This is a genomic window from Ascidiimonas meishanensis (assembly GCF_037782385.1).
GTDB lineage: Bacteria > Bacteroidota > Bacteroidia > Flavobacteriales > Flavobacteriaceae > Ascidiimonas > Ascidiimonas meishanensis.
In genome coordinates, this window is record NZ_JBBEXD010000003.1 from 373,239 (window position 1) to 391,786 (window position 18,548).

An 18,548-nucleotide genomic window follows, 5' to 3' on the forward strand; every position below is an offset into this window, starting at 1 on the left:
GTTATTTTTAATTAAAAGGTAGCATTCAATCCTATTGTAACCGTTCTTGGTCTAGGGAACGATGTGTAATCTATACCTGTTGTTGGTAGACCATTCAACAAATCAGCATCACCTGGTTGCGTACTTACTTCAGGGTCAAGACCGCTGTAGTCTGTAATTACAAACAAGTTCTGACCATTTACAAAAAGGCGTAAGGTTTTAAAAGTACCCTCACCACTTAAAGGTACTGTGTAGCCTAATGTTGCATTCTGTAAACGAATAAAATCACCAGATTCTAAGAATCTTGTAGAGACCGCAGCTTCCGCAGTTCCTGCCTCACCACTGGTAAGAACATCCGGAGTTACGTTACGTGCATTGTTTATACCACCTGCCGTAAAGAATGCATTTTTAGTATTGTTATATATATAATGTCCAAACTGTCCTGCTAAGAATGCTGAGAAATCCCAATTCTTATAGCTTATGGAAGTAGAAAGACCTGTGTTGAAGTCTGGCAAAGCACCTTTATCTACAAATCCTTGAACATCACCAATAGGCTGTCCGTTTGCATCAAAACCTTCAAATTCTCTCAGGAAGTAAGCAAATAAGGGTTGTCCGTCTGCCAAAATTTGAGCAAAAGCTCCAGTAAGCCCTTGACCTCTAATAGTACCAGCAGGAATCTCCCCTGCAAAATCTTGAATCTCATTTTCATTATAAGCAATATTGAAACCAACATTCCAGTTAAAGTCTTCTGTTTGGAAGATATCATAATTCAATGCAAATTCAACACCTTGGTTAACTACCGTTGCATCTAAGTTCTGGAATACAAAGGTGTTTGGAGAGGGTTGCGCCGCATTTATTCTTAAGAGGAAATCTGTAGTTTCTTTGCGATATACATCAACAGTACCCGTAAAACGGTCATTTCCAAAACCAAAATCAATACCTAAATTATATTGAGTGGTTTCTTCCCATTTTAAATTAGGATTCGCAAAACCTACTGAGGTAGTTCCAGGAGGATCAATATTTCCATTGTCCTGAATGTTGGGTTGTGCATATCTATCTCTTCTTACAAACTGTCCATATCCTAAACCATCTTGGCTACCTGTGATACCAAAACCAAGACGTAGTTTCAACGTAGAGAAAGATTCTCCAATAAAGTCTTCTTCATCTAGTTTCCATGCAAAAGCTCCAGAAGGGAAGATACCGTATTGGTTATCTGAACCAAATCTTGAAGAACCATCTGCACGTACTGTGGCGGTGAAGATATATTTGTCTGCTATAGTATAATTTACTCTTCCGAAAAACGATTGCAATTCATCCGTTGCATCAAAGGTGTCTCCCCATAATGAGTTTACATTAACTCCAGAGCCTAAAGCAACTTGATCTGTTGTTGGACCTGTTGGGCTGAATAGACGGTTTACAAAAGCATTTGAAGATCTGGCGTCATAACCGTATTGCTGGTATCTTCCATCAATTAGGTTTTCAACTGATTCTGCTGAACGGGTTAGATCGGTAACCATTGTATTTAAATCTGTTGTACCAAATCCAAATCCTTGTATATTTCTCCCAAAACGTTGGAAATCTTGATAAGAATATCCTACCAACGCTTCTAATTTAGAATTTTCAAATTCTTTAGTATAATTTAAAGTTGCTTCTAAAAGACGGTTTTCTACATTTACGTCACTAACGGCACCACGGCCATTTCCAAATACACTATTATCTAAATTTCTGGCTAGCGAACTTGCAACACTTGAACTGGTAGCTTTAGATCTATCATAACCTAAACTTAACTTACCAGTAAGCTGATCAGTAATTTTATATTCACCAGAGAAATTTAAAAGAACTCTATCTGTAAAAGATAAAGTCTGAACTTCATTTAATAAAATATTTGGGTTAATTTGACCACCAGTATCAAAAGTTGGGTCATTAGGCCAAGTTGGGTTTGCGGTATAAGCTGCACCTAAGATATCTCCTCTAAATCCAGCACTACCACTTACAGGTGCTCTTTCGTCATTAACACGAGAAATACTTGCTTGTAAATTCAATTTTAATTTGTCTTCAAATAATCGTTGAACCCAATTTAATCTCCCTGTAATTCTTTCCAAAGAAGAATTCTCAATGATACCAAATTGCTTACCATATCCAAAAGTAGCTCTAACAGATCCAGTATCATAACCATGTGAATAAGCTAGATTTTGATTTTGAGAAACCGCAGCTCTTGTAACCACACTTTGCCAATCTGTATCTGCACCAAAATCTTGATCTGAACGATTTCCTCCAAATTGCTCAACCGCATCTAAAAATTGTTCTCTCCCTAAAAGATCGAATTCATTTGCAGGTGAAGAGAAACTAACGGAAGAATCAAATTCAAAACGTCCACCTGTGCCTTTACCACCTTTGGTAGTAATAAGAACCACACCATTGGCACCTCTTGAACCATAAATAGCAGTAGCTGAAGCATCCTTCAAAATACTGATGCTTTCAATGTCATTTGGGTTTAAGAAATTAAGCGGGTTTTTAGGAGCACTAGAACCAAATCCAACATTTGCTCCTGCTCCAGAAGTATCTTCGGGTGCTAATGGCACACCATCAACAACAAACAGAGGGTTGTTGTTAGAACGTATAGAACTCGTACCTCTAATACGAATGTTAATACCAGCTCCTGGTTCACCACTACTAGAGGTAATCTGTACCCCTGCAGTTTTACCTTGAATTAGCTCTTCCGGTGAAGCAATAACCCCAGTGTTAAAGTCCTTAGAAGAAACCACAGATACAGAACCTGTTGCATCTTTAATTTTTTGAGTACCGTAACCAATTACTACGATCTCATCTAATGCCTGTGCATCTTCTTGTAATGTAATATTGATAGTAGATCTTCCATTAACGGTAACTTCTTGGGTTGCGTACCCCACGTAGCTAAAAACTAAAACAGCGCTACCGCCTACATTGTCAAGCTTGTAATTACCATCAAAATCTGATTGTGTTCCATTGGTTGTTCCTTTTACCACAACGCTGGCGCCTGGAAGTGGTCCATTAGCGTCGGATACTGTTCCGCTAACAGTTTGCGCTTGTGTCATTCCAAAGCACAAAAATGTGCCTAAAATGATCAAACTCTTGAGTAAGTTGTCCTTCATACAGTGAAAATTTAAAGTTAAATAGTTAGTCGAACTATGTTTAAAGATTAAAACTAGGTAAATATTTTGTTAATTTAACACTACACCTATATAAAACAGTTACGAAAACGGTTTAGTGTTAATAACTTTTAAATAAAAATCAATATAGCAAATATTATTAAAAAATATTGAAAATTCTGCATCTTTAAGGCTTTTAAATATTATTTTGACATTTGAGCGATGCAGTGTAAAGGTACAAAACTATAATTTTCGTACAACAAAACAAAACCTACAGGCAATTCCATAGGTTTTTGTTAAACAATTGTTAACCCCATATAAGGTTACTTAATTGGTTCTAAACTCAAAAACTTCAGAAGCGGAGGTGTTGTTTTTTGCATCTCTAGTAAGTACAGACCAATAATAAATAGTATTACTTTCAGTACTGGCAATTATGGAGGTGGCAGTGCTTTCTGTGAAAATTTTGGTTTGAGGGGGATTACTAGTATCCAGAAAAATATCATAGTTGATTATATCATTATCAATGTCTTCTCCAGTCCATGATAACAATACGTCTCCTGCATTAACAGTGGCTCCCATTTTGGGGTTTACTATTTCAGCAGGAAAAGGAGCGTAGCTATCTATTGGTGCACCTGCGTTATAAAATTTCCATGTATCACTGTTCGCTGTTTCATTTGTTGCATTACTTCTAGAGATTACGAACCAAGAATAGGGAGTGGCTCTTTTAAGGGTGAGTGCTTGTTGGTTCGTACTTGCATTGATACTTTGTGTAGTGCCTTCAAGAAGATTGCGGATAGTTACAGTATAGGAATCTGTGTTTTCTGAAGCAAACCACCTAAAAATCACTGTACTCTCTGTAGCAGAAAGTACAGTTCCTTCATTACATTCTGTATTGTTTTCAGGAAAAATTAAGGTTGCTTTAGAGGGGGTTAAGATGGGTTCTTCTGGTTCCGGGTCATCACCTCCACCTCCGCAAGATGTTAGGGTTATGACAAGCAAACTGAATACGACATATTTTATAGTGCTTTTCATTGCTTAACAAATTTAAAATTAGAATAGGTATTTTGAGATTCTATTTGTATGAAATAAATTCCCGTAGAAAGTTTATCGGAGTTAAATAGGATTCGTCCATTTTTAGAAGTGTGAGAAAGTCTCATCACTTCTTGTCCTGCCAAGTTAAGTATCTTTATGAATAGGGGTTGATCTTCAACTAGATTAGTTTCTATGGTTACTGTACCATTATTTGAAGGATTTGGATACACGATTATTTGATCTGTAAGTCTTATCACTTTTTCATAGGTTCCCTGACAATCTTTTGCGGTACTCACTTTTAAACGATTAACAGGTAACGCAAGGTCTATAGTGATTTCATTTTGTCGAGTTTCAAAAACCTTGTTATTTAAGGCTATGTAATATAGGTCACTACCACTTAAAGAAAGACTTATTTGTTTCGCTTCTTTATTAATTCTGGAGAAAACGGCTAAGTTTTCTGGTTCATCAATACTGAGATCAAAACAGATTTCATAATCATTTTCACCTTCAACAGTAATGCAAACCGCATAATCTCCTGCTTGTAAGTCGGTAAAACTAACTATCTCTGTAAAGTCTTTTACTTGATTAGTTGATGCGCCATTAAGTGTTGCCGTATAATTAAAGTTCTGCTGAGCAGTAATTTCAATACTTCCATTATTACTGTTTCTACAGGTTTCTGAAGAAGATTTAACGGTAAAATTATTGCCCGGAAGTGTAAATGCCTCGCAACCATCTACCCCTACCGTGGTTCCAAAAGGAGTATCTGGGCAAAGGTCGTTTACATCTAAAACGCCATCATTATCTTGGTCTGGAGGATTATCATTAGGGAAAAGAGCGGATGGATTGTTTCCATAAATTCTAAACTCGCCTGGAAGTAATCTAATAGCTTCATTTGCATTGGCAACAATACGTTTGCGATTGGTATTTAAAAACTCATACCAAACACCGGTTTCTTGAAACGCTGGATTAATGTTTTGAGGTAAAACTCCAAAGTTCCCTATAATGGTGACGTATTTTATTTCATCATCTGCGGCACTTTCTAAAGTGAGATGGATTTTTTTGAGGCCACTCTCACTTCCTAAATTCAGTTCAAAATCTTCTGTTTGAAAGATAGGTTCCTTAAGTTTTAGCTTGATAAGGTTTGCCCAAGTATCATAAATAGCCTTTCGGTTGGGGTCCTCAAAATATTCCCATCTAATAGGTTTGTTGCCAGTACGACCATTAAAATCTATAGAAACTTCATAACCTAATTCACCAAACTGCCATATCATTTTTGGTCCAGGTACAGTAAAGAAAAAAGCACCTGCGGTTTTAATTCTTGATAAAGCAGTGGGTAGGTTCCTAACGGAGTAGCTTCCATCTTGATTACCAAACTCAAGGTTTTTAAACATGAGCCTTTCTTCATCATGACTTTCCATATAAGATACGTTAGCAGGCGTAGTCCATCCTTTTATTTTATAAGAAATTGCAGAAAAGTTAGATTTCCCATCTTCATGATACCCCATAGTAGCTTCGTTATATGGAGGAGTTAATTTATTCCAGAACATAATTCCTTTTCCTTCATCTAAACGGTATTCTACCCATGCTGTCTCTTCCAGCGCAGATCCACCAATGCCCAAATGTTCAAAAATGACATAAAAATCATCATCAGTTTCCCATTGATAATCGGCGTATAATTTAAGCACCTCTACTCGGTCTTCATTATAATCATTAGTACAGGTTTCTTGGGTTGCTCCTGTACAATTCTGTGTGAAGCCTTTGGTAAGATCCCACCGAAATCCGTCCAGATTGTATTCAGTAATCCAATATTTCACGGTTCTTTCTACATATGCTCGGGTAGCTGTTGAAGAATGATCAAAATCATTAAAAACACTGTAAGAGTGTGTGGCGGTAGGATTAAAAAAAGGATTTTCTGCGGATGCCTGACCGTCAAAGCCACCGTTAGAGGTGTTCCACATTCTGTAGTAGGGATGTTGGCCTGAAGCGTGATTATAGACTACATCTACAAAAACGGCGATTCCCCGTTTGTGACATTCGTCTACTAGTGCTTTAAAGGCGTCTTTTGTCCCGTAATATTTATCTAATGCCATATGAAAAGATGGATTGTATCCCCAACTTTCATTTCCGTCAAATTCATTAAGTGGCATAAATTCAATAGCATTTACGCCAAGTGTTTCCAGATAGTCTAATCTGTTTTGTACGGCATCAAAACTGTGCAATTCATCAAAATCTCTTATCAATAGTTCATAAACAACTAAATCTTCTCTATCTGGAGCAGTGAAATCTGTTACCTGCCAATTATAAGGGTTGTCACCCAAACGCATCACGGTTACAGCGCCATTAGTTTTCCCTTCTGGATATGCAGGTAAGTCAGGATAAGTGGTGCTATTGATGAAAGGGTCATTAAATTCATCTAAAATTAGGGTTGAATAAGGATCTGCCACGTTAAGCGCACCATCAACTGTGTATTGGTATAGATGATTAAATCTTGGCGTAAAGCCTGAAACTTCCAGCCAAAAACGATTGGTGATTGGATCTTTTTTCATAAGATACGCACTATTCTTTTCCCAATTATTAAAATCGCCAATAAGATAAATAAATTCTTTGCCTGGAGCATACAAAACAAAGGTTGCTGTATCTTCTGAGAGTGTACTTGGGTTAAGTCCGTCCAATAAGCCAGCGGGTAAAGCTTCTTCGGTTACCATAGGAATTATGGTAACATCAAAAGTTAGCTTGATCGTTTCACCATCATTGCTTACCTCAAGTTCAAAAGCTGTGTCTTCCGTTACAGCATAGTCAAAAGTATAATTAGTTGTTGCGGAGCCTGACATATTTATTTGGACACCATTTCCTTTAAGTACAAAATCTGAATCTAAAGAGGCTGTGGCAGAAATTGTAAAAGTTTCACCTGAAGCAATTACTAAAGGAGAACGGGTTGGACTCGTAAGATTGGTTTGAAAACGACCTACATCAACTAAAAAGTCTTGAGATTTTCTATCACCATCACCGTTTTTTGCTTTTACGAGCATTCCTAATCTTGAAATACCTGTGGTGCCGTAAAATGAGGTAGGAGTTAATGTGTAACTATAGGTCCCATCGCCGTTATTGATAAGTTTTTGCGTTTCATCAGAATTTGTCCATTCTCCATTGGTAGGGGAATTGGCTCCAAAGTCTCCGTTATTATCAAAATACCATGCCCATAAATAGATATTATCTGGTTCCTCGTTATTCCATAATGTTGGATCTACATTTGAAACAGTAATAGTGATCTCTTCATTTTCATTAAAAGCGGCAGGCTCTATGGTGAAAGTAACATTTTGTACCTGTGCAAAACTCAAGCTAAAGGAACACAGAGAGAGTAGTAAAAAATTTCGCATAACGTTATATTTTGACCAAAAAAAGGTAATCATGTAGACGACCTTATTAAGCATATAGATTTAATTTTGGTGAGCGAATAGACATGCGCTCTTGGATTATTGTTTAACTCAATTACTATGGTATAATCTTCATCTTTTGCAATTGAAATGTTTGTATTTTTATCTCCAAGATCAGGATTCCATACTTTTCTTGCACGACATCTAAGATCGTTATTAGGAGTTTATTTTGTTATTAATTTCGCTGTTTTAATTTTCAAGGATATAAAGGTAACATGGATTTATCTAGTTTTAAATTCGATATAGGAAAAAACTAAAAACATCGTCAGCCTTTGTCTTAATCGTATAATTTTCTTCAAAAATTAGAGATAGCTTCTTATAGAAGTTTCTTTTACCGCAGTATTCACATCAGTATTTACACCAAGAAAAAGCTACCTTCTCTTGTTAGTGTAATTGCATCTATAATCTTTGTGTTAAGATTCCTATTTGAATAAAAAAAGTAAAAAGAACAGGTGCTTTTGTAGTTTCTTCATACAATATATTAAATTTGTTTATTTGAGTATTGTTATATTTTTACTTCTTGAGTTAAAAATATGTAAAAAAATAGTACTAAAATGGAATCGTAATTGCCAACTTGATAATGAAAACGTTTTCGTGTTAAAAAAAAGTCAAAAAAAATAATATGATAATTTAAAAAGGGTCATTATTTAGTTTCAATAAACAAAATCCTTTTTTTAAGAACCTCCTGAAAATTATGAAAAAGAAAATTACACTTAAGCAAATTGCCCGGGAATTAGATGTATCCGTTTCAACGGTTTCAAAAGCATTACGAGACAGTAAAGAAATAAGTCAGGATACCCGACAAAAAATTAAGGCATTTGCTAAACTTTATAATTATAAACCTAACAATATTGCAATAAGTCTTAAAAACAAAAAAACCAAGAATATAGGAGTGATTATTCCCGAAATTGTGCATCATTTTTTCACGATGGTAATTACAGGAATAGAAAGGGTAGCCAATGGTTTAGGTTACAATGTAATTGTGTGTTTATCTAATGAATCCTTTGATAAAGAAGTTATCAATATGGAAATGCTAGCCAATGGAAGTATTGATGGCTTTATTATGGCACTTTCTAAGGAGACTCAAAAGAACAAAGACTTTCATCATTTACGTGAAGTAGTTAACCAAGGAATGCCGTTAGTAATGTTTGATCGTATTGCAGATGAAATTTATTGTGATAAAGTGGTTATTGATGATGCAGAAGGAGCGTATAAAGCAGTAAACCATTTAATTAAAACAGGGTGTAAACGAATAGCCTTATTTACTACTGTTGATTACGTTAGTGTAGGTAAATTAAGGACATTGGGATATAAAAATGCACTGGAAGACGCAAATTTTCCCTTTAATGAAGAACTCATTCTCAAAATTGAGGATATTGATAATTGTGATCAAAGCATAAAAGAATTCTTTGATAACCAAGATTTTGATGCCATTTTTGCGGTGAATGAATTGTTTGCCGTAACAGGAATGAAAGAAGCATACAAAAGAGGTTTTAAAATTCCAGATGATATTTCTTTTATTGGTTTTACTGATGGGATTCTTTCAAAACATGCTATTCCAAGCCTTACAACTGTTGTGCAACACGGTGTTGAAATGGGTGAGGCCGCAGCTAAGATGCTCATTGAAAAGCTTGAAGAAACTGAAGAGGAAGAGTCTTTTAGAACAGAGGTGATTAAAACTTCTTTACTGGAAAGAAATTCAACTAAAAAGATTTTATCTCAAGCTTAAAAAATAATAATAGTATTTTTACTTCTCAACAAAACGGTTTTGGTAAGTGGTATATTACTTATCGTATAATAATTAAAACATTACGATAATGAAGAAGCGTAAATTAAGCTTCTGGGAAATTTGGAATATGAGCTTTGGCTTTCTTGGAATACAAATGGGGTTTGCACTGCAAAACGCAAATGTCAGTAGAATTTTTCAAACTTTAGGTGCGAGCATAGATGATATACCAATACTATGGGTAGCAGCTCCCCTCACAGGACTTATTGTACAGCCTATTATAGGTTATTTTAGTGATAGAACATGGACTAGGTTAGGTAGAAGGAGACCTTATTTTTTGGTAGGAGCATTGCTAGCTTCGGCTGCACTCTTTGTAATGCCAAATTCTCCTATTTTATGGTTTGCAGCAGGAATGCTTTGGATTATGGATGCCTCTATTAATATTTCTATGGAACCTTTTAGAGCTTTTGTGGGTGATAACCTCTCTAATGAACAACGCACATTAGGCTTTGCTATGCAAAGTTTTTTTATTGGCATAGGTGCCTATGTTGCTTCTAAATTGCCTAGCATTTTTGCAAATTTTGGAGTGAGTAATACCGCACCTGAAGGAATAATTCCAGATACTGTGAAATACTCATTTTATATTGGAGGCTTGGCTTTTCTTATAACTGTTTTATGGACGGTTTTTACCTCAAAAGAATATTCACCCAAAGAAATGGAACAAATAGAAGCTGTAGAGCTGGGAAATTTTGAGAATGAGGAAAAAACTCCTGAATGGTTCAAGTCTAATGGAGCAGAACATCTTAAAAATGGAATTTTAACATTGCTATTTGCAGGAATTTTCACTTTTATCATTTTCTACTTTCAACTTAAGAAGGATTTATACGTTCTTTCTGGAGGATTGATTGGTTTAGGAGGAATTGCGCTAATTGTTTCTGGAATTTTTCAAAAAACAGGGATTTATAAAAATGGTTTTGTTACAATAGTAAATGATTTTCAATTTATGCCTAAAGTAATGAAACAACTTGCCTGGGTACAGTTCTTTTCCTGGTTTGCTCTTTTTTCTATGTGGATATATACCACGGGTGCTGTGACAGAACATATTTATGGCACTACAGATACTACTTCAGAAGCCTATAATATTGGCGCCAATCAGGTAGGTGAAATGTTTGCAAATTATAATATTATTGCTGCAATGGTAGCTTTCTTACTTCCTATTTTAGCGAAAAAAACTAGTCGTAAATTCACACACTTTCTGGCACTTTTAGCAGGAGGAATAGGGCTTATATCCATTATTTTTGTAACAACTCCAACTAGATTAAATTTAGAATGGTTGCCAATGCTTGGTGTTGGCGTTGCATGGGCAAGTATATTATCTGTTCCTTATGCGATGCTTTCTGGTGTTTTACCTTCCTCTAAAATGGGATATTATATGGGGGTATTTAACTTCTTTATTGTGATTCCCCAATTGGTGGCTGCATCTATTTTAGGATTTTTAGTATCTTCTTTTTTTAATAATCAACCTGTATACGCACTAGCTATTGGTGGATGCGCAATGATACTCGCAGGTCTTTTATCACTTCGTGTGGATGACAAAGACACTTTAATAATAAACGAAACATAAGTATTTATAAATGAATAAAAAAGGATTTATCTTCGACCTCGATGGGGTAATAGTAGATACAGCACACTTTCATTTTCTGGCTTGGAAAAAGACTGCTGCTGAATTAGGATTTGAGCTTACAGAAGAATTAAACGAAAAACTTAAAGGAGTGAGCCGCATTGATTCGCTTCAAAAGATATTAGACTGGGCAAATACAAGTATAGATGAAGAGAGATTTGATAAACTCACTTCTGATAAGAATGAAGATTATCTTACTTTTGTAGATCAAATGACGGCAAAAGATATATTGCCTGGTGTAGAGGAATTTATTCTTCTATTGAAAGAAAAAGGGTATCCAATCGCTTTGGGTTCAGCAAGTAAAAATGCCCCACGAATTCTTAGCAAGGTTGGTTTACTAGAATTGTTTGACACCATTGTAGATGGTAATAGTGTAAGCAAAGCTAAACCAGATCCTGAGGTATTTTTAATTGCGGCTAAGAATTTGAATGTTTCTCCACAAGAATGCATCGTTTTTGAGGATTCTCAGGCAGGAATAGCCGCTGCGAATATTGCAGGAATGACATCTGTTGGATTGGGAGAACCCGCAGTGCTGGCCGATGCTCATGAGGTTTTTAGTAGCTTTACCGAAATTGAACTAGATTTTATAGAAAAACTTATAACAACATAACAACCATGAATCAAGATTATATAATACCCAATCCTTGGTCTATCATAGAAGAAGGCTTTGAACCTGAAAGAGTATGTTCTTCTGAAAGTTTATTTAGTATTGGCAATGGCGCAATGGGGCAGAGAGCTAATTTTGAAGAATATTACTCTGGAGATACTTTTCAGGGTAGTTATATTGCGGGCATTTATTATCCTGATAAAACAAAAGTAGGTTGGTGGAAGAATGGATATCCAGAGTATTTCGCAAAAGTTTTAAATGCACCCAATTGGATAGGAATTAATGTATTTGTTAATGAGGAACCTTTAGATCTTTTTACTTGTAAAAAAGTAGAAAATTATCGCCGAGAACTCAATATGAAAGAGGGTTGGTATTTGCGTTCATTTAACGCAACACTTCCTAACGATATAGAAATAGAAGTGAAAGCTTTGAGGTTTTTGAGTCTTGAATTAGATGAGGTAGGAGCTATACAATATAGTGTAACTCCAATAAATTCTAATGCTACTATTACCTATGAACCTTATGTTGATGCAGGTATTGAGAATGAAGATACCAACTGGGAAGAGAAATTCTGGGAACCCATTCAGGTAGAAGAAGGTGACCAACAAGCATTTGTAGTTGCACGAACTTTAAAAACACATTTCTATGCATGCACTTTTATGCAATTGTCTTTTGAGGTAAATGGTAAATCTGCGGCGCCAAAAGAAGAATCGGTAGTTAAAAATGATTATATCGCTTACAAGTATAGTAGGGAAGTAAATCAGGGAAATACATTTGTAATTACAAAATTAGCAGGTTATGTTACTTCTTTGAATCATGAAAAAGAAAACCTTATACACGCCGCCAAATTGTCCTTGCAAAAGGCATGTGCCATGGGTTTTGAGGGCTTGTTAGAAGAACAAAAAGAATCTTGGGCGCGCATCTGGGAAATGGCAGACATTACCATTGATGGAGATATCAAGGCACAACAAGGTATTAGATTTAATATATTTCAGCTAAATCAGACCTATTTAGGTAAAGATGCTCGCCTTAACATTGGACCTAAAGGTTTTACTGGAGAAAAATATGGTGGAAGCACCTATTGGGATACAGAAGCTTACTGTATTCCTTTTTACATGGCAACAAAAGATGATAAGGTGGCAAGAAGTCTTTTAAAATATAGATATAACCATTTGCAAAAGGCTATAGAAAATGCTGAAAAGTTAGGATTTACTAATGGAGCAGCACTGTACCCAATGGTTACTATGAATGGTGAAGAATGTCATAATGAATGGGAAATAACCTTTGAAGAGATTCATAGAAATGGTGCCATTGCTTACGCAATCCATAATTATGTGAGGTATACAGATGACTATAGTTATATTCCTGAAATGGGATTAGAAGTGTTAATAGGTATTGCGAGATTCTGGCACCAGCGGGCAACTTTTTCAAACCATAAAAAGAAGTATGTGATTTTAGGCGTTACGGGTCCAAATGAGTATGAGAACAACGTAAATAACAATTGGTATACCAATTACATTGCTAAATGGTGTATTGATTTTACAGCAGCACAAATAAGTCATGTTAAAGAAGTATATGGAGAAGATTTTACTAGGATAATGAATAAAACCAGACTCTCAGAGATGGAAGTTGAGAAATGGTTAAAGGTGGCTGATGAAATGTACTTTCCGTATTCAGAAGAATATCAAATATTCTTGCAGCAAGATGGTTTCCTTGATAAAGAATTAATTACCGTTGAAGATCTTGCAAAAGAAAATAGGCCTATCAATCAAAAATGGTCTTGGGATAGAATTTTAAGATCACCCTACATCAAACAGGCAGATACGCTTCAGGGATTTTATTTCTTTGAAGAACGTTTTACCAAAGAAGAACTCAAAAAACATTTTGATTTTTATGAGCCTTTCACAGTTCATGAATCTTCCCTTTCACCTTGCGTGCATAGCATCTTGGCAGCTTCACTTAATCAAATGGATCAAGCGTATGAATTTTACCTAAGAACCTCAAGGCTTGATTTAGACGATTACAACAAAGAAGTGCACGAAGGATTACATATTACCTCTATGGCGGGTACATGGATGAGTATTGTTGAAGGATTTGGAGGGATGAAAGTAAAAGATAATTCGTTGTCTTTTGAACCGCGAATTCCAAATGAATGGGAAGGGTATTCCTTTAAAGTGAATTATAGAAATCATATTATTAAGGTAGATGTTACCAAAAATCAATCTAAGTTCACGTTAGAAAAAGGAGCCCCTCTTACGGTACTTGTAAACGGTAAAAAGGTAGAACTTGCACCAGACGAACTGGTTGCATAATAATTTTATAAACCTGCCGGATCTTCCGGCAGTTGTTTTTTTGTAGTATAAATTTCTTTTATATAAATAGATTTTTAAACAATAAATCTACTTTTCTTAATTAGAGCTATTTAGAATGATAGGCATAGATGGTTAAAGGATAATATTAAGAAAACTACAGCAATGATTCTAGATAACTTTAATGAAAAACAAATACCACTATCAGAGGTGTTTTTCCGAACGCTTACTTATAGTGTCAGAGATAAAAATATAAAGACAAGAAAAACTTTATCACTTACTAATAATGTTGAAATTGAAAATAAATCTGCTCTTATTTTAGAAATAAAACAGAACTATGAAGTACCATTTTAAAATTTGTGTTTTAATAGTTAGTATTTTAAGTATTGCTTCTTGTAAAAAGGAAATACCAGCAAAAGAAAAGCCGTCTTCGTTAATTAAAAGTATAGCAACCCCATTTTATTTACCTGTAGATGGAGGTAAATTAGTATTGTCTGATTATTTTATTGATGCCTATGTGGTAGATTCTATATCTCAAAACAAAGACTATGTGTTAAGAATGTCTGTAGATAAAAAAGAGGTGAAATTAGTGCCTACTACTCAGATGGGTTGGGTAAGCAATATTCGGGTATGGACAAAGGGAATTTATAATGATATTCCAATTTTTAAAAGCACTACAGAAACCGTTCACTTTTCTTTAGATGACCCCAATCGTGAGTACAAATCGGTTAAAGTTAAAGGGCAGTTTAATGGCTGGACACCAGAACGCTCAATAATGATATTTAAACAAGGTAAATGGGAATATACAACAAACTTAAGTGCTGGCACTCAACCTTATCTTTATGTTATTGATGGAAAGGAAACGCAAGACCCCAGTAATCCAGAGTCGCTAAATAATAGTGCAGGAGGTAAAAATTCAGTTTTATATATTGGGAGTAAAGAGCCTGCACCTTATATATCTACTTCAAAAAATTTAGGATCTCAATTCACCATAAAATGTAATCAGGCACTTCAAGAGGTGTTGGTTTATCTTGATAACCAGTTGCTACCCAAAGAAAATATCAATAAATCTGATTCACTTATTACGATTACAGTTCCTGATATAGATAAGAAAGGAAGATCTTTCATAAAAGTATATGCTTTTAACAAAGCAGGGAGATCTAATGATCTATTGATTCCTTTGGAAGCAGGACAAGTTGTTTCAGACCCCAAATTATTAAAGCGAACAGATTTTCATACACAGGTGATGTATTTTTTAATGGTAGATAGATTCAAAGATGGAGATATTTCAAATACAAGACGTGTGCCTAATGATAGTATTTTACCCATTGCTAATTACTTTGGAGGAGATTTAAAAGGAGTGGTTGATAAAATTGATGATGGTTATTTTGAAAATCTTGGTATTAATACGATCTGGTTATCACCTATCACTCAAAATCCAGAAGGCGCTTATGGCTTATGGAAAGAACCCTATACAAGGTTTTCTGGGTACCATGGTTATTGGCCTATAAGTAATACTAAAATTGACAATCGTTTTGGAGATGCTAAAATTTTAAAAGAACTTATAGCTAAAGCACACGCTAAAGAAATGAATGTTCTTTTAGACTACGTTGCCAATCATGTGCATCAAGAGCACCCTCTTTTTAAGGAGCACCCAGATTGGGCTACTTCTCTATATCTACCTGATGGAACTTTAAATACTGAGCGTTGGGATGACCACCGTCTCACCACTTGGTTTGATACCTTTCTTCCTACTTTAGATCTTGAAAAACCAGAAGTATATGAGAAAATGACAGATTCGGCAGTCTTTTGGGTAACAGATTATGACCTAGATGGTTTTCGTCACGATGCGACAAAACATATTCCGGAAGTGTTCTGGAGAAGACTCACCCAAAAAGTACGTCAAAGGGTAGACAGGCCCATTTATCAAATAGGAGAGACTTATGGTAGTTATGAACTTATTAGGAGTTACATAAACACAGGGATGTTAGATGCTCAGTTTGATTTTAATTTGTACGATGCATCTGTAAATGCTTTTGCAAAAGATCACAGCAGTTTTAAACCCTTAGCAAATGCATTAAAACAAGGAATTGAATATTATGGTTCTAATCATTTAATGGGCAATATTACGGGCAATCAAGACAGAGCAAGATTTATCAGTTATGCTTCTGGCGATGTTAGATTTAATGAGGATGCCAAAGCAGCCGGATGGAACAGAGATATTATCATTTCAGATTCTACTGCGTATAAAAAATTAGAAATGTTGCACGCATTTAACCTTATCATACCAGGTATTCCTTGTATTTATTACGGAGATGAGTTTGGTTCTCCTGGAGGTAATGATCCGGATAATAGGAGAATGATGAAATTTGAGGGGCTTGCGGCTAAAGAAGAAGCCTTAAAAACCAATGTCGCTGTTTTGGTGAAAATGCGAAGAAACAATATGGCGATGCTTTATGGCAGCACCCAAGTGGTACTGGCGAAAGATGAAATATTGGTTGTTAAAAGAAAATATTTTGATTCGGAAGTTGTAATGGTCTTTAATACTTCCAAAGAAACCATAGATTTTGAGTTTAATAATAAAAAATATCAAACGTTGCCTAATGATTATAGTGTTTTAACCAATTGAAAATGAATAAATTATTAACAAGTTTTTTTTTGATATCGGTTTTAGTAGTTAGCTGTAATATCAATAAAAAAGAAAAAGAAATAAAACCCATGACCAATGAAACCCGCCCTATCGGGAAAGCGCATAAAGAAGTAGTTTATCAAGTGTTTACAAGACTATTTGGCAATACTAACACCACCAATAAGGCTTGGGGTACCCTTAAAGAAAATGGTGTAGGTAAGTTTAGTGACTTTACAGACAAAGCACTAAAAGAGATTAAAGACTTGGGAGTTACACATATTTGGTATACCGGAATTCCTCATCACGCAGTTATTAATGATTATACAAGTATAGGGATTACTAATGATGATCCAGATGTGGTAAAGGGGCGCGCAGGCTCCCCTTATGCAGTGAAAGATTACTACAATGTGAATCCTGATCTTGCAGATAATCCTACGAAACGCTTAGAAGAGTTTAAAGCGTTGTTAAAAAGATCTCATAAAAACGGATTAAAAGTAATTATTGATATTGTACCTAATCATGTTGCCAGAAATTATGAAGGAAAAACTAATCCGGAGGGTATTGTTGATTTTGGTGCAAATGATGATACAACTGTGGTATATGCAAGAGATAATAATTTCTATTACAACCCTGGAGAATCCTTCAAAGTGCCGGAATGGAAGAATGGATATTTACCATTGGGAGGAGAAAATCAGATCTTGGCAGATGATACGTTTGTAGAAAAACCTGCAAAATGGACTGGAAATGGATCCAGAGCTTCTCAACCAGATATTAATGACTGGTATGAAACGGTTAAAATAAATTATGGAATTAAGCCAGATGGATCAAAAGACTTTGATTCTTTACCAGAAGATTTTGGTACTAAGGATTACAAATCACATTATGAATTCTGGGAAGAGAAGAATGTACCAGATTCTTGGACTAAATTCCGAGATATAGCACTCTATTGGACCGCTATGGGAGTAGATGGTTTCCGGTTTGATATGGCCGAGATGGTTCCTGTAGAATTTTGGAGCTACATGAATTCTTCTATCAAGATGAAAAATCCAGATGCTTTTTTGTTAGCAGAAGTATATAACCCATCACTTTACAGAGATTATATTCATTTTGGGAAAATGGATTATCTCTATGATAAAGTAGAATTATATGATACCATTAAACATATTATGCAAGGAAAAAGTATGACCGATTATATTTCGGGTATTCAACATGGACTTTCAGATATAGAACATCATATGCTTCATTTTTTAGAAAACCATGATGAACAACGCATTGCAAGTCCGGATTTTGCAGGAGAAGCAAATAAAGCACGTCCCGCAATGGTAGTTTCTGCTACTCTAAGTACCTCTCCAACTATGATTTATTTTGGGCAGGAAGTAGGAGAGCCTGGTGCAGAGAATGCTGGTTTTGGTGCTCCAACCCGTACTTCCATCTTTGATTATATAGGAGTTCCGCATTTACAGCGATGGGTAAACAATAAAAAGTTTGACGGGGGTCAACTTTCAAAGGAAGAAAAAGATTTAAGAGATTTTTATAAGCGGCTGCTTAACTTTACTATTCATAGCAAAGCCTTAATGGGAGCCTATGAAGAAATTCATTCCTATAACAGGCAACATACAGAATGGTATAATCACCATGTGTATTCTTTTACTAGATGGTCTGAAGATGAGAAGTTGGTCATTGTATCTAATTTTCATCCTTCAGATACTTTTGGGTTTGAATTACAAATACCAGAATCAGTTATCTCAAAATGGGAATTGAAAGATGGAACCTACCAACTAAAAGACCAATTATTTGAGAGCTACGAGACAACGCTGCATATTTTAAAGGGTAAGGGAGTAGCTAGAATAGATATAGCACCTTTAGCATCCTTTATATTGAAATTAGAGTAGGCTGAAGCTTATATGAATTGTATTTTTTAAAAAGTTACTTATAAATTTGTAGGCTATGAAAATTTATAACTATTGGTTAAGTTTTATATTTATTATTACGTGTTTATCCAGTTGTACAAAAATGAAAAATG

9 protein-coding genes are annotated in these 18,548 nt (G+C 35.3%); 6 read left to right on the plus strand and 3 right to left on the minus strand.

Annotation, left to right across the window (positions count from 1 at the left end; all coding sequences use genetic code 11):
* Window positions 1–11: 11 nt before the first annotated feature.
* The 3 genes from WBG07_RS06710 to WBG07_RS06720 form a co-directional block, all read right to left on the minus strand.
* Window positions 12–3,110, minus strand: coding sequence for a SusC/RagA family TonB-linked outer membrane protein (locus tag WBG07_RS06710; RefSeq protein WP_340199764.1), 3,099 nt, complete (start codon window positions 3,108–3,110; stop codon window positions 12–14).
* Window positions 3,111–3,434: 324 nt separating this feature from the next.
* The gene (locus WBG07_RS06715) at window positions 3,435–4,139 is read right to left on the minus strand and encodes a hypothetical protein (RefSeq protein WP_340199766.1); all 705 of its coding nucleotides are present in this window, start codon (window positions 4,137–4,139) and stop codon (window positions 3,435–3,437) included.
* The gene (locus tag WBG07_RS06720) at window positions 4,136–7,516 is read right to left on the minus strand and encodes an alpha-amylase family glycosyl hydrolase (protein WP_340199768.1); all 3,381 of its coding nucleotides are present in this window, start codon (window positions 7,514–7,516) and stop codon (window positions 4,136–4,138) included. The genes WBG07_RS06715 and WBG07_RS06720 overlap by 4 nt, the downstream gene beginning before the upstream one ends.
* 751 nt (window positions 7,517–8,267) lie before the next feature.
* Here WBG07_RS06720 and WBG07_RS06725 point away from each other — a divergent pair.
* From WBG07_RS06725 to WBG07_RS06750, 6 genes are all read left to right on the plus strand, one after another.
* Window positions 8,268–9,302, plus strand: coding sequence for a LacI family DNA-binding transcriptional regulator (locus WBG07_RS06725; RefSeq protein ID WP_340199770.1), 1,035 nt, complete (start codon window positions 8,268–8,270; stop codon window positions 9,300–9,302).
* Between the two features lie 88 nt (window positions 9,303–9,390).
* Complete coding sequence (locus WBG07_RS06730) at window positions 9,391–10,923, plus strand: MFS transporter (protein ID WP_340199772.1); 1,533 nt, start codon at window positions 9,391–9,393, stop codon at window positions 10,921–10,923.
* A gap of 10 nt (window positions 10,924–10,933) precedes the next feature.
* On the plus strand, window positions 10,934–11,590 hold the full coding sequence (pgmB, locus tag WBG07_RS06735) for a beta-phosphoglucomutase (protein ID WP_340199774.1): 657 nt from the start codon (window positions 10,934–10,936) through the stop codon (window positions 11,588–11,590).
* Between the two features lie 5 nt (window positions 11,591–11,595).
* On the plus strand, window positions 11,596–13,899 hold the full coding sequence (locus WBG07_RS06740) for a glycoside hydrolase family 65 protein (RefSeq protein ID WP_340199776.1): 2,304 nt from the start codon (window positions 11,596–11,598) through the stop codon (window positions 13,897–13,899).
* A gap of 334 nt (window positions 13,900–14,233) precedes the next feature.
* Window positions 14,234–16,525: an alpha-amylase family glycosyl hydrolase gene (locus WBG07_RS06745; RefSeq protein ID WP_340199778.1), complete on the plus strand. Its 2,292-nt coding sequence runs from the start codon at window positions 14,234–14,236 to the stop codon at window positions 16,523–16,525.
* A 2-nt stretch (window positions 16,526–16,527) separates the two neighbouring features.
* A complete protein-coding gene (locus WBG07_RS06750; protein WP_340199779.1) occupies window positions 16,528–18,417 on the plus strand; it encodes an alpha-amylase family glycosyl hydrolase in 1,890 nt (629 codons plus the stop codon).
* Window positions 18,418–18,548: the final 131 nt, after the last annotated feature.

Bases quoted from the DNA above. Each gene is read 5' to 3' on its own strand.
- WBG07_RS06725 (WP_340199770.1), top strand. From the start codon at position 8,268: ATGAAAAAGAAAATTACACTTAAGCAAATTGCCCGGGAATTAGATGTA.
- WBG07_RS06720 (WP_340199768.1), bottom strand. From the start codon at position 7,516: ATGCGAAATTTTTTACTACTCTCTCTGTGTTCCTTTAGCTTGAGTTTT.
- WBG07_RS06750 (WP_340199779.1), top strand. From the start codon at position 16,528: ATGAATAAATTATTAACAAGTTTTTTTTTGATATCGGTTTTAGTAGTT.
- WBG07_RS06740 (WP_340199776.1), top strand. From the start codon at position 11,596: ATGAATCAAGATTATATAATACCCAATCCTTGGTCTATCATAGAAGAA.
- WBG07_RS06730 (WP_340199772.1), top strand. From the start codon at position 9,391: ATGAAGAAGCGTAAATTAAGCTTCTGGGAAATTTGGAATATGAGCTTT.
- WBG07_RS06715 (WP_340199766.1), bottom strand. From the start codon at position 4,139: ATGAAAAGCACTATAAAATATGTCGTATTCAGTTTGCTTGTCATAACC.
- WBG07_RS06745 (WP_340199778.1), top strand. From the start codon at position 14,234: ATGAAGTACCATTTTAAAATTTGTGTTTTAATAGTTAGTATTTTAAGT.
- WBG07_RS06710 (WP_340199764.1), bottom strand. From the start codon at position 3,110: ATGAAGGACAACTTACTCAAGAGTTTGATCATTTTAGGCACATTTTTG.
- pgmB (WP_340199774.1), top strand. From the start codon at position 10,934: ATGAATAAAAAAGGATTTATCTTCGACCTCGATGGGGTAATAGTAGAT.